General features: G+C 73.5%; 14 protein-coding genes. 5 read left to right on the forward strand and 9 right to left on the reverse strand.

Annotation, left to right across the window (positions count from 1 at the left end):
* Positions 1-168: 168 nt before the first annotated feature.
* From IE295_RS08795 to eccD, 3 genes are all read right to left on the reverse strand, one after another.
* The gene (locus IE295_RS08795; protein ID WP_190063439.1) at positions 169-2,388 is read right to left on the reverse strand and encodes a polyribonucleotide nucleotidyltransferase; all 2,220 of its coding nucleotides are present in this window, start codon (positions 2,386-2,388) and stop codon (positions 169-171) included.
* A gap of 315 nt (positions 2,389-2,703) precedes the next feature.
* The gene (rpsO, locus tag IE295_RS08800; protein WP_190063001.1) at positions 2,704-2,991 is read right to left on the reverse strand and encodes a 30S ribosomal protein S15; all 288 of its coding nucleotides are present in this window, start codon (positions 2,989-2,991) and stop codon (positions 2,704-2,706) included.
* A gap of 230 nt (positions 2,992-3,221) precedes the next feature.
* Positions 3,222-4,658 carry a type VII secretion integral membrane protein EccD gene (eccD, locus tag IE295_RS08805; RefSeq protein WP_190063002.1) on the reverse strand — a complete coding sequence of 479 codons (1,437 nt, stop codon included), beginning with the start codon at positions 4,656-4,658 and terminating at the stop codon, positions 3,222-3,224.
* A 195-nt stretch (positions 4,659-4,853) separates the two neighbouring features.
* Between eccD and eccCa the strand changes: the two genes are divergently transcribed.
* The gene (gene eccCa / locus IE295_RS08810; protein ID WP_190063003.1) at positions 4,854-8,807 is read left to right on the forward strand and encodes a type VII secretion protein EccCa; all 3,954 of its coding nucleotides are present in this window, start codon (positions 4,854-4,856) and stop codon (positions 8,805-8,807) included.
* Positions 8,808-8,877: 70 nt separating this feature from the next.
* On the opposite strand, the gene IE295_RS08815 is transcribed toward eccCa, so the two are convergent.
* Both IE295_RS08815 and IE295_RS08820 read right to left on the reverse strand, forming a co-directional pair.
* Positions 8,878-9,186 (reverse strand): WXG100 family type VII secretion target, encoded by a 309-nt coding sequence (locus IE295_RS08815; protein ID WP_190063004.1) that lies wholly within the window; start codon positions 9,184-9,186, stop codon positions 8,878-8,880.
* 109 nt (positions 9,187-9,295) lie between these two features.
* The gene (locus tag IE295_RS08820; protein WP_190063005.1) at positions 9,296-9,700 is read right to left on the reverse strand and encodes a WXG100 family type VII secretion target; all 405 of its coding nucleotides are present in this window, start codon (positions 9,698-9,700) and stop codon (positions 9,296-9,298) included.
* A gap of 222 nt (positions 9,701-9,922) precedes the next feature.
* Here IE295_RS08820 and IE295_RS08825 point away from each other — a divergent pair, with 222 nt between their 5' ends.
* Positions 9,923-10,123 carry a DUF397 domain-containing protein gene (locus IE295_RS08825; RefSeq protein ID WP_190063440.1) on the forward strand — a complete coding sequence of 67 codons (201 nt, stop codon included), beginning with the start codon at positions 9,923-9,925 and terminating at the stop codon, positions 10,121-10,123.
* A gap of 92 nt (positions 10,124-10,215) precedes the next feature.
* On the opposite strand, the gene IE295_RS08830 is transcribed toward IE295_RS08825, so the two are convergent.
* From IE295_RS08830 to eccB, 4 genes are read right to left on the reverse strand one after another with little or no spacing between them, the layout of a single operon-like run.
* Positions 10,216-11,691, reverse strand: a complete 1,476-nt coding sequence (locus tag IE295_RS08830) for an outer membrane protein assembly factor BamB family protein (RefSeq protein ID WP_190063006.1) — start codon at positions 11,689-11,691, stop codon at positions 10,216-10,218.
* Positions 11,692-11,747: 56 nt separating this feature from the next.
* On the reverse strand, positions 11,748-13,304 hold the full coding sequence (locus IE295_RS08835; RefSeq protein WP_190063007.1) for an outer membrane protein assembly factor BamB family protein: 1,557 nt from the start codon (positions 13,302-13,304) through the stop codon (positions 11,748-11,750).
* Positions 13,305-13,329: 25 nt separating this feature from the next.
* Entirely contained in the window at positions 13,330-14,607 is a 1,278-nt protein-coding gene (gene mycP / locus IE295_RS08840) for a type VII secretion-associated serine protease mycosin (RefSeq protein WP_190063008.1), read from the reverse strand.
* Positions 14,608-14,619: 12 nt separating this feature from the next.
* Positions 14,620-16,182 (reverse strand): type VII secretion protein EccB, encoded by a 1,563-nt coding sequence (eccB, locus tag IE295_RS08845; protein ID WP_190063009.1) that lies wholly within the window; start codon positions 16,180-16,182, stop codon positions 14,620-14,622.
* Between the two features lie 227 nt (positions 16,183-16,409).
* Here eccB and eccE point away from each other — a divergent pair, with 227 nt between their 5' ends.
* From eccE to IE295_RS33380, 3 genes are all read left to right on the forward strand, one after another.
* Positions 16,410-17,696: a type VII secretion protein EccE gene (gene eccE / locus IE295_RS08850; RefSeq protein WP_190063010.1), complete on the forward strand. Its 1,287-nt coding sequence runs from the start codon at positions 16,410-16,412 to the stop codon at positions 17,694-17,696.
* A complete protein-coding gene (locus IE295_RS08855; protein ID WP_190063011.1) occupies positions 17,696-18,430 on the forward strand; it encodes a hypothetical protein in 735 nt (244 codons plus the stop codon). Before eccE ends, IE295_RS08855 begins: the two co-directional genes overlap by 1 nt.
* Positions 18,431-18,626: 196 nt before the next feature.
* Positions 18,627-21,644, forward strand: coding sequence for an SCO5717 family growth-regulating ATPase (locus IE295_RS33380; RefSeq protein WP_224323647.1), 3,018 nt, complete (start codon positions 18,627-18,629; stop codon positions 21,642-21,644).
* Positions 21,645-21,697 lie beyond the last annotated feature (53 nt).

Raw genomic sequence — 21,697 nt, forward strand, 5'->3', positions numbered from 1 at the left:
CACATGGGCGGGTGTCCCTCCTCGGTAGGCGATCCCCCGTGGGGCACGGTCCGCCGGTGGTGCGGCGGACCGTGCCGATGCCGTTCTCGCCCTTGAGAAGCGTTTGGGTACGGGCGACGGCCCGCCCCTCCGAGGAGGTGCGGGCCGTCTTCCGTGTACTACGGGACGTCACTTGTCGGACTCGTCCTTGCTCTCGCCCTCGGCGTCCTCGCCCTCGATCACGGGGATCAGGGAGAGCTTGCCGCGCTGGTCGATCTCGGCGATCTCGACCTGGACCTTGGCGCCGACGCCGAGCACGTCCTCGACGTTCTCCACGCGCTTGCCACCGGCGAGCTTGCGGATCTGCGAGATGTGCAGCAGGCCGTCCTTGCCCGGGAGCAGGGAGACGAACGCACCGAAGGTGGTGGTCTTGACGACCGTGCCCAGGTAGCGCTCGCCGACCTCCGGCATGGTCGGGTTGGCGATGCCGTTGATCGTGGCGCGGGCGGCCTCGGCGGCCGGGCCGTCGGCGGCACCGATGTAGATGGTGCCGTCGTCCTCGATCGTGATCTCGGCGCCGGTGTCCTCCTGGATCTGGTTGATCATCTTGCCCTTGGGGCCGATGACCTCACCGATCTTGTCCACGGGGATCTTGACGGTGATGATCCGCGGGGCGTTGGGGGACATCTCGTCCGGGGTGTCGATCGCTTCCATCATCACGTCGAGGATGTGGAGGCGGGCGTCGCGGGCCTGCTTGAGGGCCGCGGCCAGGACGGAGGCCGGGATGCCGTCCAGCTTGGTGTCCAGCTGCAGGGCGGTGACGAACTCCTTCGTACCGGCGACCTTGAAGTCCATGTCGCCGAACGCGTCCTCCGCACCGAGGATGTCGGTGAGGGCGACGTAGTGCGTCTTGCCGTCGATCTCCTGGGAGATCAGGCCCATGGCGATGCCGGCGACGGGGGCCTTCAGCGGCACACCGGCGTTCAGCAGCGACATGGTGGAGGCGCAGACCGAGCCCATGGAGGTGGAGCCGTTGGAGCCGAGGGCCTCGGACACCTGACGGATCGCGTAGGGGAACTCCTCGCGCGTCGGCAGCACGGGCACGATGGCCCGCTCGGCCAGGGCGCCGTGGCCGATCTCGCGGCGCTTCGGCGAACCGACACGGCCGGTCTCACCGACGGAGTACGGCGGGAAGTTGTAGTTGTGCATGTAGCGCTTGCGGGTCACCGGGGAGAGGGTGTCCAGCTGCTGCTCCATGCGGAGCATGTTGAGGGTGGTGACGCCCAGGATCTGGGTCTCGCCACGCTCGAACAGGGCGGAGCCGTGGACGCGCGGGATGGCCTCGACCTCGGCGGCGAGGGTACGGATGTCCGTCACCCCACGGCCGTCGATGCGCTTGCGCTCCTTGATGACGCGCTCACGGACCAGGGACTTGGTCAGCGAGCGGTACGCGGCGGAGATCTCCTTCTCGCGGCCCTCGAACTGCGGGAGCAGCTTCTCGGCGGCGATCTCCTTGACGCGGTCGATCTCGGTCTCGCGCTCCTGCTTGCCGGCGATGGTCAGCGCCTGGGCGAGCTCGGTGCGGACGGCGGCGGTCAGGGCCTCCAGGACGTCGTCCTGGTAGTCCAGGAAGACCGGGAACTCGCCCTCGGGCTTGGCGGCCTTGGCGGCGAGCTCGGACTGGGCGCGGCACAGCACCTTGATGAAGGGCTTCGCGGCCTCGAGACCGGCGGCGACGACCTCCTCGGTGGGGGCGTCGGCGCCGTCCTTGACGAGCTGGATGGTCTTCTCGGTGGCCTCGGCCTCGACCATCATGATCGCGACGTCGCCGTCGGGCAGGACGCGGCCGGCCACGACCATGTCGAAGACGGCGTCCTCGAGCTCGGTGTGGGTCGGGAACGCCACCCACTGGCCCTTGATCAGAGCGACGCGGGTGGCGCCGATCGGACCGGAGAAGGGCAGGCCCGCGAGCTGCGTGGAGCAGGAGGCGGCGTTGATCGCGACCACGTCGTACAGGTGGTCGGGGTTGAGCGCCATGACCGTCTCGACGATCTGGATCTCGTTGCGCAGGCCCTTCTTGAAGGAGGGGCGCAGCGGCCGGTCGATCAGGCGGCAGGTGAGGACGGCGTCCTCGGAGGGCCGGCCCTCACGGCGGAAGAAGGAGCCGGGGATCTTGCCGGCCGCGTACATCCGCTCCTCGACGTCCACCGTCAGGGGGAAGAAGTCGAGCTGGTCCTTGGGCTTCTTGGAAGCGGTGGTGGCCGACAGCACCATGGTGTCGTCGTCCAGGTACGCCACGGCGGAGCCGGCGGCCTGCTTGGCCAGGCGGCCCGTCTCGAAGCGGATGGTGCGGGTGCCGAAGGTGCCGTTGTCGATGACGGCCTCGGCGTAGTGGGTCTCGTTCTCCACCAGGGATATCTCCTCGTCTGCGTCCTCGCCCGTGTGGCGGGGACGGTGGCGGAGGGCGCCGCTTGCTCCGTGCGGGCCGGTCTTCGATCGAAGCACCCGGAATTCCCTGTTCCGGGGGCCACTACCGAGGACCGGCGAAGAGCCCGGCGCTCCTCCTCGTCAGGTGTCTCGTTCTGTATGCCGTTGTGGGACCAGACTACAAAGCTTCTGCTCGTCTCTGCTTCCCACAGGACGCGGTGCGGGATCGTTCTACGCGCCGCGGCATACGCGAAGGGAGCGGCTCCCGGGTGTGGGAACCGCTCCCTTCATGGCGTCTTACTTGGCGCCGGCGGCACCGCGGCGGATGCCGAGGCGCTCGACCAGGGCGCGGAAGCGCGTGATGTCCTTCTTGGCCAGGTACTGCAGCAGGCGGCGACGCTGACCGACCAGGAGCAGCAGACCACGGCGGGAGTGGTGGTCGTGCTTGTGCTGCTTGAGGTGCTCGGTCAGGTCCGAGATGCGGCGGGTGAGCAGCGCGACCTGGACCTCGGGGGAGCCGGTGTCGCCCTCCTTGGTGGCGAACTCGGTCATGATCTGCTTCTTCGTAGCGGCGTCGAGCGACACGCGGTACTCCTTCTGAGTCTCGTTTCGGCCACCGAGTGCCCCTGGTCTCTTTCTCAGGGGAGCTTCCGTTACTCGGGAGGCGGGGTCCGCTGGGCGCTGTCTCCAGAAGCCCTTCGGGGCGGTCCGGAGGCGCGTACACAAACGGCCACTGCACACAGTACCAGCCCGGGTGCGCGGGCCCGGCCGCCGGTCGCAGGTCAGTGGCGGTGCGGCGGGCCGCGGGGCCGCGCTCAGCCGCCGGCCAGCCCGCGCGCTGTCGAGTACACGTCGAGTACGGCGAGGCACAGGGGCACCAGTGCGAGGAGGAGGGCACTCTCCGTTACGTCCGACAGTCTCCCCCAAAAGGGTGACAGTCCCTTGCGGGGGACGATCAGGGCGACGCCGGTGAGCGGGGCGGCGACGGCGATGACGGCCGCGGTGAGCCACAGCGTGCGGGTGTCGGAGGGGACGCCGGCCGGCGGGTGCAGGGCCAGGCCCAGGACCAGCAGTGCGAGGCCGGCCAGGCCGGCGCCGAGGAGGGCCGCGACCTGGGCGGTGTAGCGGAAGAGCCGGGCGCGCAGCAGGGCGGCCAGGGCGGTGGCGAGGGCCAGGCCCTGGGCCCAGGGGTCGGCCGAGAAGGCGAGGACGGCGGTAGCGCCGGTGACGACGGCCGCGCAGCCGGCGACCAGGCCGAGCAGCAGCTCGTGGCCGCGGCGGGCCTGCGCGGCGACGCGCTCGGCGTCCACGGGCTCGGCCGGGTCCGCCTCGCCGGGGGCGTCGAGGTCGTCGTCGGCGGCGGCGCGGGGCGCGGCGTAGCCGACGGGCAGCCGGGCCACGCGGGCCGAGAGGGCGGGCAGGAAGGCGAGGGCGCCGATCGCGACGACCGCGCAGACCGCGGCGGCCGCGGTGGGCCGGGCGGCGACGAGGATCGTGCCGAAGGTGGCCAGGATGCCGGTGGCGGAGGCCACGACGACCGCCACGAAGGGGGCGTCGCCGGAGGGCATGAGGGCGACCAGGACGACGGCGGCGAGCAGGACGGCCGAGCAGCCGAGCAGGAACTGCAGCCGGCCCGCGCCCTCCCCGGCCGCCGGCGCCGGCACCCCCGCCCCGGCGATCAGCAGGTGCGGCACGGCGGCCAGTCCCAGGGCCACGGCGGAGGTCCGGTCGTCGTAGACGCGGGCGCGTACGCCCGCGAAGGCGGTCAGGAAGACGGCGACCGCGCCGGCGGCGATGCCGGGCGTGCCGTGCGTGTCGTGGCGCACGGGATCGGCGAACCACAGGACGCAGCCCATGAGGGCCAGCAGCAGGGCGCCGGCGGTCAGGCCGAAGCCGTGCAGCAGCCGGGCGTCCCACAGCGCGCGGTCGCGCAGCACCGCGGTGGCGACGGCGTCGGAGACGTCGTCGTGGACCGCGGGCGGCAGCGATTCGGCGAACGGGCGCAGCGAGAGGATCTCGCCGTCGAGGACGTGCTGGGCGGCGAGGGTGCGGGCGCCGTCGAGGACGGTGCCGTCGCGGCGCACGAGGTGGTAGCCGGTGGGGGTGCCCGCCGGCTGCGTCCCGCCGGTGAGCCTGAGGACCTCGGGGTGGACGTCGGCGACGGGCAGGTCGTCGGGCAGGGCCACGTCGACGCGGCGGTCCGGCGCGACGACGGTCACCCTGCAGAAGCCGGTCGTGGCGGACGTACTCACCCTGATTGCCCCCTGATGCTCTGTTTCCTGTCGCACGCTCATCCACGCGCCCACGTCGTCGCGTTGTGGCGGCTCGTCACCCTACCCGGGCCGAACGTCCGTACGCCGATAGGATCACCGTCTCGCGAGGGGAGGCCGGGCCGCTGGGGCGCCGGGAGCGAACTGCCCCGTCGCTTCGAGGGGTTGAGCCGTTTCGTGAGCCAGGTGGTCGTCAAACGCCAGCCGCGGGTGCTCCCGCCCGAGGTGCCGGGCGGGGAACTACGGCTGGAGGCGCCTCCCGAACTGCCGCGCGGCCGTCAGGACGGCATCCTGATGCAGCTGCTGCCCACCCTGGGCATGGCGTCGTCGATGGTCTACTTCTTCATGCCGGGCGCCCACCCCATGATGAAGATCATGGGCGTCCTGATGATGATCTCGACGCTCGGCATGACGGTCGCCATGGTGGTCCGCTACCGGCAGGGCTCACAGGGACAGCTGGCCGACATGCGCCGCGACTACCTCAGGTACCTCGCCCAGACCCGGCGCACCGTCCAGCGCACGGCCCGCGCGCAGCGCGACGCGCAGCTCTACCTGCACCCGGCGCCCGACCAGCTGTGGTCGGTGGTGGCCGAGGGCGGCCGCGTCTGGGAGCGGCGGGCGACCGACGACGACTTCGCGCAGACCCGGATAGGGCTCGGCGCGCAGCAGCTCGCCACGCCGCTGGTGGCGCCGGAGACGGCGCCCATGGACGAGCTGGAGCCGCTGACGGCGGGCGCGATGCAGCGCTTCCTGGCCGTGCACGGCTCGCTGGACGGCCTGCCGATGGCGGTGTCGCTGCGCGCCTTCTACCACGTGACGCTCTCGGGCGAGGCGGAGACGGTCGCCGGCGCCGCGCGGGCGCTCGTCGCCCAGCTCGCCACGCTGCACTCCCCGGAGGACCTGATCCTCGCGGTGGTCGCGGGGCGGGGCTCGGCACCGCGCTGGGAGTGGACGAAGTGGCTGCCCCACGTGCAGCTGCCGGGGGCCGCCGACGGGGCCGGGACGCGGCGGCTGATCGGTGACGACCTCACCGAGCTGGAGGAGCTGCTGGGGCCCTGGCTGGAAGGCCGCCCGCGCTTCAGCCGTGAGGCCCGGCCGCCGCACGACCAGCCGCACGTGGTGCTGCTGCTGGAGGGCGCGGCGGTGCCTCCCGACTCGGCCTTCGCCGCGCCGGAGGGCCTGCAGGGCGTGACGGTCGTGGAGGTGGTGCCGGGCGAGCTGGACGAGCTGCGGGGCGGGCTGGCGATCGCGGTGCGGCCGGGCAGGCTGCGGCTGCGCTCGCAGGTCGCGGCGTACGACGGGGTGCCGGACACGCTGTCGCCGGAGGCCGCCGAGGCGCTGGCGCGGCAGCTCGCGCCGCTGCGCGTGGGCGGTGACGACGAGGACGAACCGCTGCTGGCCAACTGGGACTTCACCGACCTGCTCGGGCTCGGCGACGCCGCGGCGGTGGACGTGGCCCGCACCTGGCGGCCGCGGAACGCCGCCGAGCGGCTGCGGGTGCCGATCGGCGTGGGCGAGGACGGCTCCCCCGTGATGCTCGACCTCAAGGAGGCGGCGCAGGACGGCATGGGCCCGCACGGCCTGTGCGTCGGCGCGACGGGCTCGGGCAAGTCCGAGCTGCTGCGCACGCTGGTGCTGGGGCTGGCGGTGACGCACTCCTCGGAGACGCTGAACTTCGTCCTCGCCGACTTCAAGGGCGGCGCGACCTTCGCCGGGATGTCGGGGCTGCCGCACGTCGCGGCCGTCATCACCAACCTGGCGGACGACCTGACGCTGGTCGACCGCATGCGCGACTCCCTCACCGGCGAGCTGCAGCGCCGCCAGGAGCTGCTGAAGTCGGCGGGCAACTACGCCAACCTCCACGACTACGAGAAGGCGCGCGCCGCCGGTGCCGCGCTGGAGCCGCTGGCTTCACTCGTCCTGGTGATCGACGAATTCAGCGAGCTGTTGACGGCCAAGCCCGACTTCATCGACATGTTCATCCAGATCGGCCGGATCGGCCGCTCCCTGGGCGTCCATCTGCTGCTGGCCTCGCAGCGCCTGGAGGAGGGCCGGCTGCGCGGCCTGGAGACCTATTTGTCGTACCGCATCGGCCTGCGCACCTTCTCGGCGGCGGAGTCGCGCACGGCCCTGGGCGTGCCGGACGCCTACCACCTGCCGACGGTGCCGGGGTCGGGGTACCTGAAGTTCGGCACGGACGAGATGACCCGCTTCAAGGCGGCGTACGTCTCCGGTGCGTACCGCGCGGGCGCGTCGGCGGGCACCGGCGGCGGGGGGCTGCCGGTCGAGCGCCGGCCCGTGCTCTTCACGGCGGCTCCCGTGCCCGTGACGTACACCGCCCCCGAGCCCGCTCCGGCGCCGGTGGCCGCCCCGGGCGGGGACGACGCGCTCGCGGACACCGTCCTGGACGTCGTGGTGCGCCGGATCGAGGGCCAGGGACCGCCGGCCCACCAGGTGTGGCTGCCGCCGCTGGACCGGGCGCCGTCCCTGGACCAGCTGCTGCCGCCGCTGACCGACGTGCCCGGCCGCGGCCTGACGGCCGGCGGCCATCCGCACCTCGGCCGGCTCGTGGTGCCCCTGGGCCTGATCGACAAGCCCTTCGAGCAGCGCCGCGACGTGCTCCACCGCGACTTCTCCGGCGCGGCCGGCCACATGCTCGTCGTCGGCGGCCCCCAGTCGGGCAAGTCGACGCTGATGCGCACGCTGATCACCGTCTTCGCCCTCACCCACACCCCGGCGGAGGTGCAGTTCTACGGGCTCGACTTCGGCGGCGGCGGCATGAGCGCCGTCGCGGGGCTGCCGCACGTCGGCGGCGTCGCCTCCCGGCTCGACCCGGAGCGGGTCCGCCGCACGGTCGCCGAGGTGGCGGGCATCCTGGCCCGCCGCGAGGAGCACTTCCGGGCCCACGGCATCGACTCGATGAGCACCTACCGGCGGCAGCGGGCCGCCGGCCACTTCGCCGACCAGCAGTGGGGCGACGTCTTCCTGGTCATCGACGGCTGGGGCGGCTTCCGGCAGGAGTACGACGTGCTCGAGGGCGTCGTCGCCGACATCGCGAGCCGGGGCCTGGGCTACGGCGTCCACGTGGTGGTGACCGCCTCCCGCAACATGGAGGTCCGGGCGGCGCTCAAGGACCAGCTGCTCAACCGCCTCGAGCTGCGGCTGGGCGACACCATGGACTCCGAGTTCGACCGCAAGGTCGCGGCCAACGTCCCCGTCGGCGTCCCCGGCCGCGGCCAGCTCCCCGAGAAGCTGCACTTCATGGGCGGCCAGCCGCGCATCGACGCCGGCAGCGACCCGGCGACGATGACGGAGGCGACGGCCGCCCTGGTGGAGCGGGTCGAGCGGGCCTGGTCCGGGCCGAAGGCGCCGCCGGTGCGGCTCCTGCCGCGCCTGCTGCCCGCCGACGAGCTGCCCAAGGGCGGCGAGCACCCCGGGCTGGGCGTGGCCATCGGCCTCGACGAGGCCGGCCTCGAGCCGGTGTTCGTCGACTTCGAGACCGACCCGTTCTTCCTCGTCTTCGGCGAGAGCGAGTCCGGCAAGACGGCCCTGCTGCGGCTGCTGGCCCAGCGGATCTCGGAGCGGTACGGCCCGGACGAGGCGAAGATCGTGGTCGGCGACTACCGCCGGGCGCTGCTGGACGTCGTCCCCGAGACGCATCTGCTGGAGTACGCGCCGATCGCCTCGGCGCTGACCGTCCACGCGGGCGCGCTCAAGGGCCTGATGGACCGCCGCGCCCCGCAGCCCGGCATCACGCCGCGGCAGCTGCGCGAGCGCAGCTGGTGGAGCGGCCCGCGGTTCTTCGTCATCGTCGACGACTACGAGCTCGTGGCCACCGGCAGCGGCAATCCGCTGGCGGTCCTGACGGAGAACCTGCCCTTCGCGCGGGACGTCGGCGTCCGCTTCATCATCGCGCGCAGTGCGGCGGGGGCGTCCCGCTCGATGTTCGAGTCCTTCATGCAGCGCGTGAAGGAGCTCGGCGCCCAGGGCGTCGTGCTGTCCGGCGACCCCGGCGAGGGCGAGGTCCTCGGCGGCGTCCGGCCGCGCCCGATGCCGCCGGGCCGGGGCTTCTTCGTCTCCCGCAAGCGGGGGACGCCGCTGGTGCAGCTGGGGTGGGTGCCGGAGCAGTGAGCCGGCGGTGGGCCCGCGGTGGGCCCGCTCCCCCGGGCGCGGGCTCACCGTGCGGGTGCCGTCAGCCGGTTCAGTAGCTGACGTCGAACAGGCGGGAGGCCTTGCGGTCGGTCTCGGCGTAGTGCGAGCTGCCGGTCCGGATGGTCTCCGCGATCTTCGTCAGCGTCTCGTGGATGTGGTTGCCGCGCGCGTGGAACTGCGTGTCGGCCGCGTTGAACATCTCGCGGGCCTCACCGGTCCAGCTGCCCGAGACGGTCCGCACGGCGGCCCAGATCTCGTCGAGGTTCTTCTGCACCACGCCCGCGGCCTGGTCGATGGCCGTGGCCAGTTCGCTGACGTGCGCGTAGCTGACCTTCAGGTCGACGTCGTTGCCGGACATGTGCTGCTCCTTGGGAATCGAAAGTCTGTGAAACGGCCCGAGCGTGTGAAAGGCCTGAGCCCGTTGACGTCCTGAGTCCGTGAACGGCCCGGCCCATGAGCCCGATCGGCTACAGGGAGTAGCTGTCGATCTTGCTGGTGAGGCCGGCGCTCACGTCACTGGTGCCGCCGTTCGCCTGGCTCATGCCGCCCAGGTGGCCGCCCGCGGCGGCGCCGTTGACGTCGATTCCCTTGAAGCTCGCGAGCACGTCGTGGTCGTTGGCGCTCGTCGCGCGCCGGGTGGCGATCGCGGCCTGGTGGATGCCGTCGATCAGGCGGCGCAGCGCGTCGTGGTCGTCGTTGAGCGCGCGCTGCGCGGTGACGAAGGCGTTGGCGCCCTCGCCCTGCCAGCCGGCCCGCACGGTCTCGAGCAGGTTGGCGAGGGTCTGCAGGTTCTTGGAGAGGTGGCCGGTCACCTCCCCGATGGTGTTCTCGAACTTGGCGAACGTCTCGTAATTGATGGACTGTCCGGACATGGTCCTTGCCCCTTCCCCCCCATGCGTGTGCGTAAAGCGCAACTCTAGTCACTCGCTGCACGCGCCCCAACTGACCAGCACGGAACGGCCGAAAGCCTGTCCCGGCGGCCGCGGCCGTTGCTAGCGTCGGTCTCTCGCGACCGGACGCCGAAGAGACGGCAGGCATCGGAAAGAGGAGCCCGGACAGTGGCTACAGAAGAAGAGACGGCGGCGCTGTACGCCATGGACATCTCCGGCGCCGAGTGGATCGGCGCGCCGGGCGACACGTCCGAAGAGCGGGTGGAGATCGCCTACCTCGAGGGCGGGGCGGTCGCGATGCGGTCGTCGGCGGACCCGGACACGGTGCTGCGGTACACCGAGAGCGAGTGGCGGGCGTTCGTCCTGGGCGTGCGGGACGGGGAGTTCGACATCGAGGTGCCCTGAGGCGGGCAGCGAGGTGTCCTGAACGTGGGCATCGAGGTGCCCTGAACGCGGGTGGGGCCGGGGACACAGGTCCCCGGCCCCTCCGGCGGGCGTCAGTCGTCGTCCGACGGCGCGTTGATCGCGAAGATCATGCCGCTGCCCGCGTCATCGTAGGCACCGTCGTTGATGAGCAGCAGGCGGTCGTTGCGCAGGCGCGGATAGCCGTCGATCCTCGCCATCATCGCCTCGTTCCTGCGGTCCGCCTCCCGGTCGGAGTGCTCGACCGTCCGCAGGGACTTCCCGCTCGCGGCGGACACGTAGGTGACGCGGCCCCGGCGCTCGGCGGTCGCGGGCGTGTAGGCGGCGACCTCGCCGTCGCGTACGGACACGGGCAGGGTGACGCGGCTCGCGTCGGCCTTGTAGGTCCAGCGCTCCTTGCCGGTGGTCAGGTCGTAGGCCATGGTCACGCCCTTGCCCGCGACGTAGAGGCTGGTGTTGTCGGTGAGGGCTCCGGTGCAGCCGGACGTCGGGAGGAAGCAGACGCCCAGCCGCCAGAAGCTGTTGTAGGGGACGCGCGTCTTCTCCTTTCCGCTCGACGGGTCGAGGACGACGAAGTCGAAGCGGGCGTCCGGGCCAGCCTTGCCCGGGCTCTGCGTGAGGACCAGGGGGCTGGTGGAGACGATGGACAGGATGCCGTCCTGCTTCTCCTCGATCTTCCTGCTCCAGCGGGGCTTCTCGAGCTTCTCGGGGTCGAGCGACCGGATGGTGGTGCCCTTGTCGCCGCAGTAGGTGATGGCGATCAGCTGGTCACCGCCCGCGGTGTCGACCATCTCGCAGGCGTCCCGCTTCTCCTCCTCGACCCGCTTGCCGTCCGTCAGGCGGCGCGTCTGTCCTCCCGTGGCCCACAGCGCGTAGACGTGGCCGTGGTGGAGGGCGATCTCGAGGCCGGCCTTCTTCCACTTGCCGGGGGTGAGGGCTTCGGCGCCCTCCTTCTCGTCGACGATGAGCTCGTCCCAGACGCGGTGGCCGTCCCGCAGGTCCACGGCCATCATGCGCGCGCACACGCCGGCGAACTGGACGGCGACCACGGCGATGTTGTCCTCGGACTCCCGGGAGGCCGCGCAGAGGGGGCCGGCGAGGAGGAAGGACCACTTCTTCTCGCCGGTCCGGACGTCGTAGGCCGTGACCATGTCCGGCTCGGCCTTGACGACGAGCGAGGAGGTGAACCAGGTGCCCAGCGCCTCCTTCATCCCTTTGTCGTCCGGCTTGGTGCGGGCCCCGGCCTTCCAGGCGACCGTTCCGGCGGCGTCCTTCGCGGCGGCCGGGGTCTTGCGGCCCGGGCCGCCGTGGCCGAGGTAGGACCACAGCCCCCAGCCGCCCGCGCCGAGCACGAGGGCGAGCACCAGGCCGAGGACGGCGGGCCTGCGCCACACGGGCCGGCGGGCGGGGGACGGGGCCGGGTCCGGCGGGATCTGGACGACGGGCGAGGGGAGGGTGGGTGGTGCGAGCGGGGGCAGCGGCGCCGACGCGGGCTGCTGGTGCCTCTCGTCCGGCCGGGGCGGCCGGCCGTGGTGCGGTGGGTGCGACACTGACGGGACTCCTGCGTTCTCTGCGTTCTCGTGCGGGGGCTCTGGCCGGGGTCCGGTCAGTGGAAGGCCATGATCATTGAGCTGTCGCTCATGCCGTTGGAGGCGATCAGGTAGAAGCGCCCGTCGTGGAAGACGGCCGTTCCGTTGCGGGCGACGTTGTACTCCCGCTCGGCCGACTCCTGCGGCAGGTTCATGAAGACCTTGGAGTCGCCGTTGGCCGGGTCGAGGGAGAGCAGCTTTCCGCCCTCCTCCTTGGTGCCCTGCTGGTACACGAGCAGCCGGCCCTCGTGCATGGTGAGGGGGCGGTTGGTCCTGGTGCCGCCGAGGGGAACGGTCCAGCGCGGCTTGCCGGTGGCCAGGTCGATGGCGACGACGGCGTTGGGGCTGGCCCCGTCGTCGGTGACCTTGTCGTTCTGGGTGGCGAGGTAGAGCGTGCGGGCGTCGGTGACCGTCTTGTGGCAGGAGTCCAGACGACGGGGCTTGCAGTCCGCGATGTCGTAGGGGCCGGCGGAGAGGGATATCAGGGGCCGCATGCGGCCCTTGTCGTCCAGCGCGACGACGTCCGAGGCGAAGGTGTCGTTCTCCCTGCCGACGGCGAGCACCGCCGGTTCGACGGAGAAGACGTTCTTGACGGCGATGCCGTCGAGGACCTTCCAGGTCCACTTCTCCTGACCGCTCTTGGGGTCGACGTTCAGGATGAACTGCCGTCCGCTGATGAGCTCGCACTGGGCGAGCGTGAGCTGCCGGGAGCCCCTGACGACCGAACCCTGCTGCTGGCAGCCGTAGTCGGGGGCCTTGCTCCGCTTTCCGGTGCGCGCGGCGTAGACGTACGGCTCGCCCACGACGTCCACCAGCGTGACCTTGCCGTGGTCGACCGAGATGTTGGCCATGTCCCGGGACTGCGTCCGGCCCTTGGAGTCGACCACGTCCTGCGACCACAGCTGCCGGCCGTGCTCGAGGTCGACGGCCATGAGCTTGTCGCAGTCGTAGTCGCCCTTGCCCCAGACGACGGCCGCCACTCCCCCGTCGGACCGCGGGGAGGTGTTGCAGATCCTCCCGTCGACCGGGATGGTCCAGCTCTGCTTGCCGCCGTCCGTCGCGTACGCCGTCACCGCGTGCCGGGTGGCCATGACGACGGCGTCCTTGGTGAACCAGGGGGCGGGGAAGTCGTCCGCGTGCTCCTTGTCCTTCTCCGGCCTCGGCGCCATCCAGTCGAGCTTGGCGTCGACGGGCTGGGCCGTCGTCTTCCGCTTGGGTGCGGGATCGTTTCCGCTCCGCCCCCACAGCAGCCAGCCGCCCGTGCCCGCGCCGGCCACCAGCAGCAGGCCCAGGCCGATGACCAGGGCCTTGCGGCGCTTGCCGGCGCCGGTGCCCTCCGGTCCGCCGGCCCGCTCTCCCGTGGCGTCCGGCGTAACGAAGGGCAGCGGCGCGGGACCGAAGCCGGGAGGGGCCGTCGGGTGGTCCGCGAAGGACCGCGCGGGCGGCGGGGACGGCTGGGGTGCCGCGGGCGGGGCGCCCGGGGACGACGCGGCGCGGTCCCCGATGCGGGTGTCCCAGACCTGGGGTGGTCGTGGGCCGCCGTCGTGTGGGGGGAGGGAGGGTGGCTGAGTCATGGGTTCCTTGGTGGAGTGCCGCCCTTTAGGGCAGGCGGCGGCGGTTACGGTCTCGTACGACCACGGCCGATCCGGTGATCACGGCCACGAGGGCGGCCGTGCCGCCCAGGGCGTACGTGGCCAGGCGCACCTGTCGCTCCCGCTCGCTCTCCCCGAAGGGGAGAGCCGCGGGCTGGGGGGCGGCGATGCCGTGCGCCGGTCCTTGGGGGGTGGTGACGCGGTCGATGGGGTGGTCGTCCTCGGTGAGCGCGCGGGCGGGGTCGACCACGCCCCAGCCCACGTGGCGGTCACGGCCGTTGGCGACGCGTTCGGCGGTCTGCTCGATCTGGGCGACGACCTGGTGCTGCTTCCAGTCGGGGTGCTTGGCCCGGATGAGGGCGGCGACTCCGGCGACGTAGGGGGCGGCGAAGCTGGTGCCGTAGTCGACGCACTGACCGCCGCCGGGGACGGTGGAGACCATGTCGACGCCGGGCGCGGCGACGCCGATGAAGTCGCCGGACTGGGAGAAGGGGGCGCGTTCGTTGTTGCGGTCGGACGCGCCGACGGCCAGGACGCCCTGGTAGGCGGCCGGATACGTGGGCTTGGGCAGGCCGTCGGCGCCGTCGTTGCCGGCCGAGGCGACGACCACGACGTCCCGTGCGAGGGCGTACCCGACCGCGAGCTCGAGCTCGCGGTCGGCGTCCGGGCCCGGCGGCGTGGTGGTCTCCTGCGAGATGTTGATGACGCGGGCGCCGGCGTCGACGGCCTGTTTGATGCCCACGGCCAGGGTCCGCGAGGTGCCGGTGCCCTTCTCGTCGTTCTGCCGGATCGGGATGATGACCGATTCCGGGGCGATGCCGACGAATCCGCTGGCCGGGGAGGGCCGGGCGGCGATGATGCCGGCGACCTTGGTGCCGTGGCCGACGAGGTCGACGGCCGGGCCCCTGGCGGGGTCCTTGGGGCCCGAGAGCAGGTCGGTGCCGCTCTTGACGTCGACGGCGCCGGCCAGCTGCGGGTTCTTCACGTCCACGCCGGTGTCGATGACGGCGACGCGGACCGGGCGGCCCTCGGCGTCCCTGCCCTTGGTGTCCTGCCAGAGCTGGTCGAGGAGGACGCGCTGCAGCGCCCAGGGGGTGCCCTTGATGGGCTTGGCGGGGTAGTCGCACTCCCCGCTGCCGTTCAGGGCCGTCGCCGTGGGGCCGGAGGAGGCGGGGGCAGCCGTGGTGGAGCCGGTCGCGGCGGCGCTCCCCGCGGCGGCCGGCGCGAGGAGGGCGGCCGTGAGGGCCGTGGTGGCGGCGAGGACGGCCCGGCGTGTGAGGCGCATGCGGAGCCGTCCCTACGAACCCTGCGGCTGCCGGGCGCTGTTGGCGTCCAGGCGGGGTCCTGTCGGCAGGAACTGCGACCAGTTCGCGGGCACGGCGACCGGGGCGACGTTCTGGTAGCCGAGCCGGACGCGGGCCTGGTCCGACTCGCTGACCCCGGGGGCCGCACCGGTCGCGCCGGGCTCCGCCGCCGGCCGCTCCTCGCCGATCTTCGACCTGGCCGTCGCACTGTCGCTGTTGGACTGCACGGCGTAGCGCAGCCCGGTGTCGGTGACGAGGAAGACCGCGCCGCTGTGCGTCTGGCGCCCGGTGACCTGGCGGTAGAGGAGGCCCGAGCCGGGGGTGACGTACGCGCTGGTGGCGCCGTCGGGGATGGTGGCGGGGTAGTCCTTGCCCGCCCACACGCCCAGGTTCGGGGTGCCGTCCGCGTCGAGGCCGGCGAAGAGGCTGCAGACGGTGCCCTTGTCGTCGCCGCCGGCGTTGGCCTGGCGCGGCACCTGCGTGGGCCAGTGCCTGCCGCCGTAGAACTCCTCGGCGTCCGGGGTGAAGTCGGCGGCGCTCACCCGCTGCGGCGTGCCGGCCTGGTCCAGCGGGCTGAGGGCGCGGCTGCTGAGGAGGAGCTTGGCGACGAACTCCGAGACGCGGGCCACCTTTCCGGGCAGCACGACGTAGTGCTGGGTGGTGGTGCCGGTGGGGGCCTGCAGGATCATGCCGACGCGGTTGGCCCTGCCGAGCGTGGGCACGCCGGCCGCCTCGCCGACGGTGCCGCCGACCTCGGGGAAGGTGATGGGCGTGCCCTCCTGGAGGGTTGCGAGCCACTCCTTGGTGACGCGCCGCGGCTGGGCGCCGTCATGGAAGAGGGCGCGCAGCAGGAGGTTGTGGTCGGCGTCGTCCGCGTTCTTCCAGTCGGGGCCGCCGAGGAGGTAGCGGGTGCCCCTGGGGTCGACGAGGTAGCGGGCGCCGTCCGGCCCCTGGACGTACAGCGCCTGTGCGCCGCGCAGCCGTTGGGGACCCTCGAGCCGCTTGGCCTCGGGGTCACCGTCGGAGAAAAGGAATACCGCCTTTTGCGTGGTATTCCCGTTGCCGCCGGGTTGTTGGCAGACCGCCCACTGTTTCTCTTTCCCCGCCTGGGCGGCGGAGGGCATTCGGTCCGGTGCGTACGGAATGCCGAGCGTGGGGCCGCGCGGAATGTGTCCGTTGTCCAGCTCGGATTCCCGGACCTTGATCACTCCCGATCTGCCCGGGGAGATGAGGAGCCTTGCGGAGGCGAGATTGAGAACGGGATGCAGCTGTTTCTTGCCTTCCGTCACGAGCACGACATAACGGGTGGTGGAGTCGCTGCCGACGATCACATGCGCGGCGACGTCGTCCCAGCCCTTGGGGGCCACCGGCTTGAACACGCCCCACGCGCCGAAGCCCGCGACGAGCAGGGCACCGACGACGATGCCGGGCAGGACCGTGCGCAACGGGCGCGGGGCGCCTTCTTCCGAGCCGCTGGGCGAGGGCTGCAGAAAGGCGGCAACTGTCCGTTTCTTCGCGAAAGTGTAGGCGTTGAGTTCATCCCGCCGAGATGCCATGTCGAGCCGTTTCTCCCCCGTTTTCCTGCGACTTCACTGCGAGTTCACCGGCGTCCCGGCCAAAGCCGCGGCCGCCGCCCGATCGGACCCGGTGTCATACCGAGCCTCTACTATGCCCGTAGGTGATCGGCACCTGCCGCCGGGGGACGCCACCAGGCCGGTGGAGACGGAGGCGGCGGCCGATTTCCGAGGATGTGTGACGGGACATCGGAGGGGGCTTGACGGTCATGGCTGTCGCCACGCGCGTACGAGCCGCTGCCGGCCCGGAGACCGGCGCCGACGCGGTCGCCCCGCGGCCGGCTCCCGGGCGCCGCCCGCCGGGCCCGGTGGGGCTGCGCCAGCTCGTCCTCGTCGAGGTGGCGGCCGCCGTGGTGGTCACCGCCTGGGCGACGGCACGGACGCTGCTGGCCCCCGCGGTGGTGCTGGCCGTGGTGCTGGTGCTGCTCGCGCTGGTCCGCCGGGGGCGCCGGCCGGTCACGGAATGGCTGGCGTCGGCCGTCGCCCTGCGGCTGCGCGCCGGCCGGGAGGCGGCCGGGCCGCCGGCGGCGGGCACGGACCCCCGGCTCGCGCCGCTGGTGGAGTGCGAACCGGCGCTGCGCACCGACTCCTTCGCCGTTCACGACGACCGGACGCTGGGCCTGGTCGGCGACGGCACGTTCCTGACGGCGGTGCTGCGGCTCGAGGCCGTGGACAGACCGCTGCGCGCGGACCGGGTGGCGGGCGCACTGCCGCTGGGACTGCTGCGGGACGCCCTGGACATCGACGACATCCGGCTGGAATCGGCGCAGGTGGTGCAGACCACGCTGCCCTCCCCCGCCCCGGACCTGCCCGCCGGGGCGCTGCCCGCCGCGAACTACGCGCCCCTGCAGGCCCTCACGGGCTCGCCCGCCGTCCGCCAGACCTGGGTGGCGCTGAAGTTCGACCCCGAGCTGTGCCCGGCGGCCGTCGCGGCGCGCGGCGGCGGCACCGAGGGGGCGCGGCGGTGCCTGCTGCGGGCGGTGGACCAACTGGCGAGCCGGCTGCGGGGGGCCGGATTCGCCGCCACGCCCCTGACCGAGGACGGCCTGACGGCCGCCCTGGCAGCGGCCGCCGACCTCAACGCGGCGGCCACGGACCGGGCGGCCCTCGCGCCCGTGCCCGCCCGGCGGACCGCCGAGAGTGCCCGGGCCTGGCGCTGCGACGACCGCTGGCACACGACGTACTGGGTGAGCCGCTGGCCACGGCTGGGCGGGGGCGCGGCCCCCCTGCCGCAGCTCGCCGCGCTGCTGACCTCGCTGCCCGCGCTGTCCACGACGCTGAGCCTCACCCTCGGCCGGGGCCGGACGGTGCGCGGCCGGCACGCGCCCACCATGACGGGACACATCCGGATATGCGGGCGCAGTGCGGACGAACTTCACGGCGTCGGCCGGGAATTGGAGCGCGCCGCCAAGGCCGTGCGGGCGGGACTCGTGCGGCTGGACCAGGAGCAGGTGCCCGGCGTGCTCGCCACACTGCCCCTGGGAGGGACCCGCTGATGAGTGGCGGAACGTCCGTGAACTCCGTCCTCCGGCCGCGGTTGGGCTTCGGCCTGCTCGGCCCCCGGCGCGGCCGGCACGAGCTGCCGCCCGAGCAGTTCGACGCGCTGGCCCTGCCCGTCGGTGACGACGGCGTGGTCATCGGCACCGACGCGCAGGGCGCTCCCGCCGTGCTGGGCCTCGCCCGCCCCTCGGCGTTCGGCGTCGTGCTGGTGGGCGGCGCGTGGACGGCGCAGGTCCTCGCCCTGCGCGCGGTCGGCACGGGCGCGCGGGTCGCGGTCGAGACGGGACGACGGCAGCTGTGGACCACGCTCGCGCAGGCGGCCAACGGCGGCCGGCAGTGCGTCACGCTCCACGACGTCGGCCGGGTACCGCCCCAGGGGCCGTCCGCCCACAGCCCCGTGCTCGTCGTCCGCGACTGCGGGGCACGGCCGCCGCGCGGCCGCGTCGGCGCGGCCCCCTGGCAGTCCGTCCTCACCCTCCTCCCCTACCTCGGCCCCACCACCGGGCGCCTCATGGAGCGGGCGGATCTCGTGGGGGTGCAGCGCGTAGCGCCCGAAGAGGCCCTGCTCGTCGGCCGGACCATGAACCTTCCCGCGGACGACGTCGAGGCGCTGTCCACCCTCCCGGACGGGGTCACGCTGTGGTGCACGCGGTCCGCCCGCACGTATGTGACCACGCGTCCGACCGAGCCGGAGACGGGCCTCCTGGGCACCGCACGACGCATGGAGTGACACGCGGGGAGCGGGGTGGGGCGGGCCTGACGCCGTGATGCGGATGACGATTAGTCTGTATGAACGTACGCACTGGAGAACCGACGCCGGGCCTGTCGCGTGACAGCCGACGAAAAGCGGGCGTTCGGGGCGACAGGAACGGTCGGCCCCGCCGGATGACATCCATGGGCGCCGGACCACACCAGCAGGAGGCATTGTGAGCAGCGATCGGGACGAGATCCGCGCGGCCGGGAAGACAGCCGGCGAGGACCGGCCCGACGCCGAGCACGAACCCGAACACACGGGCGAGTTCACCATCGATTACACGCCGCCCGCGTGGTACACGCAGACCACGACCCCGGCCACCGACCCGGCTCCGGCTCCGGCTCCGGTTGAGGAGGCGGCTCCGGCTGCCGAGGTCCCGGCCCCTTCCCCCGCTACCGGCGCGGACGAGGCGAACAGCCCCGTCGGCCCCACCCCGGAACCGGCCGCTCCGGAAGGGCCGGTGGGGGCGTGGACCCCGCCGCCGGTGCCCCAGGGGGCGCTGCCGCCGCTGCCGCCGGACTTCCCGCCCGCGATGCCGCCCGCGCCCCCGGGCGCCCCGCAGGCCGCCGCGTACGGACTGCCCCACCCGCACCCCGACGCGCAGGAGCCTTCGGCTCCCGCGGCCGAGCAGCACGAGGGCGCGCCCGGCGCGACGGACTCCCACGAGCCGACGGCTGCCGACGCGCCCGCCGCTCCGACCGGCTACGACTCCCCCGCACCGCAGGGCGGTTACGGCTACCCGCGCCCGGACGCGGCGGCCACGCCCAACCCGCCCGGCGGATACGGCCACCCCGGCCCGAGCACACCGCCCGCACCCCCGGCCGCACCGGCCTTCCCGCCCGCGCCGGCCGCCGAGACGCCTGCGGCGCCGCAGGATGCCCCGGCTCAGGCCGCCGTTCAGGCGAGCCCGGAGGTACTGGCGGTTCCGACCGCTCCCGCCGCCGACGTGCCCGTAGCACCGCAGGAGGCGCCGGCTCAGGCGGTTCCGGCCGCTCCGGAAGCCCCGGCGCTTCCGACCGCACCGGTCGCCGAGGTGCCCGTAGCAGCGCAGGAAGCGCCGGCGACCCCCGAGGCTCCGGCTCCCGCTCCGGCCGCCCCGGCCGTCCCCTTTGCCGAGATGCCCGCGCCCCAGGAGACGCCGGCTGCGCCCGCCGCACCGCCGGCTCCCGAGGTCCCGGCCCTCCCGGCTGTTCAGGCAGCCCCGGAAGCCCCGGCTGCCGAAGCGGCCGCGCCGCAGGCCGCACCGGCGCAGGAAGTCAACGCCCCCGGCCCGTACGCCGACGCCGGCCGGCCCACGCCGACCGCCCCGGCCCCGGCACCCGCGCCGATGCCGCCCACCGCCCCGGTCGCCGACGCGCCCGCGCCCCCCACCTACGGCTACCCGGCCCCCGCCACACCGGTCGCACCCGCGCCCGAACCAGCCCCGGCCCCGGCCCCGGCCCCGGCCCCGGCCCCCGTGGGCAACCCGCCCGCGCTCTCCGGTGGTTACGGCTACCCCGCGCCCACTCCGCCCGCGCCGCAGGACGGCTACGGCTACCCGCGCCCGGACCTGACGGCCGTTCCGGCCCCGGCGCCCACCACGGCCGCCCCCGCTGCTCCGGCCCCGGCGCCGGCTCCCCAGGACGGCTACGGCTACCCGCGTCCCGACGCGGCGGCCCCGGCCGGCTACGGCTACCCCGCCGCCCAGCCGCCCGGTGCGCTGCCCCCGGCCGTGGTGCACGGTCAGCCGGCGCCGGGACAGCCCGCGCCCGGCCCGTACGCCCCGCCGGCCGCCCACCTCCAGCCCCAGCCTCAGCCCCACGTCCAGGCCCAGCCCCACCCCGGCGTGCCTCAGCCTCAGCCCCAGCCGCAGGCCGACGGGGTGCCGCAGGAGGTGCGGGAGGCCCTGGACCGGGGGCCCTCCCTGCCCTGGACGGGGGAACAGGGTTACCCCGCCCAGCCGGTGGCCGACGACGGCGCGCCCGTCGACCCCCGCGCCGGCGGCTGGCCCACCGTGACGCCCGAGCAGCGGCAGCGGTCCGTGCACGGGGCGCCGCTCGGGTTCACGGCGGCGGTGGAGCTGTCCTCCGAGCGGCTGCTCAAGGGCAAGCCCAAGCCGCGCAAGCAACCCAGCAACCGCTTCAAGTTCGGCGGCAAGAAGGAAGAGGCCGAGCGCCAGCGCAAGCTCGAGCTGATCCGCACGCCGGTGCTCTCGTGCTACCGGATCGCGGTGATCAGCCTCAAGGGCGGCGTCGGCAAGACGACGACCACCACCGCGCTCGGCGCGACGCTCGCCAGCGAGCGCCAGGACAAGATCCTGGCGATCGACGCCAACCCCGACGCCGGCACCCTCGGCCGTCGCGTGCGCCGCGAAACCGGCGCGACCATCCGCGACCTGGTGCAGGCGATCCCGCACCTCAACAGCTACATGGACATCCGCCGTTACACCTCGCAGGCACCCTCCGGACTGGAGATCATCGCCAACGACGTGGACCCGGCCGTCTCCACCACCTTCAACGACGAGGACTACCGGCGCGCCATAGACGTGCTGGGCAGGCAGTACCCGATCATCCTCACCGACTCGGGCACCGGCCTCCTCTACAGCGCGATGCGCGGGGTGCTCGACCTCGCCGACCAGTTGATCATCATCTCGACGCCGTCCGTCGACGGCGCGAGCAGCGCCAGCACCACCCTGGACTGGCTGGCCGCGCACGGCTACGGCGAGCTGGTCTCGCGCAGCATCACGGTGATCTCGGGCGTCCGGGAGACCGGCAAGCTGATCAAGGTCGAGGACATCGTGTCGCACTTCGAGACCCGCTGCCGCGGCGTGGTGGTCGTGCCGTTCGACGAGCACCTGGCGACGGGCGCGGAGGTCGACCTCGAGATGATGCGGCCCAAGACCCGCGAGGCGTACTTCCACCTGTCGGCCATGGTGGCCGAGGACTTCACCCGGGCCCAGCAGCAACAGGGCCTGTACGGAGCGCCCGCGCCCCAGCAGGCCCAGCAAGTCCAGCAGGCCCAGCAGGTCCACCAGGCGCCCGCCGGGTACGCGCCGGAGGCGGCGCCCTACCCGTACGGCCAGGGCCAGCAGCAGCCCATGGCGCAGCCGGGCCCGTATCCGCAGCACCCCCAGCCGTACCCCGACCAGGCCCAGGCCCAGCCCTACCCCGACCAGGGCGGCTGGTCCCAGCCGCAGCCTCCCCAGCAGTAGCGGGAGCCGACGCGAAGGGCCCCGGGCGCACACAGCGCCCGGGGCCCTTCCGC

Origin of the sequence: Streptomyces griseocarneus, from assembly GCF_014655595.1 — a bacterium.
GTDB classification, from domain to species: Bacteria; Actinomycetota; Actinomycetes; order Streptomycetales; family Streptomycetaceae; genus Streptomyces; species Streptomyces griseocarneus.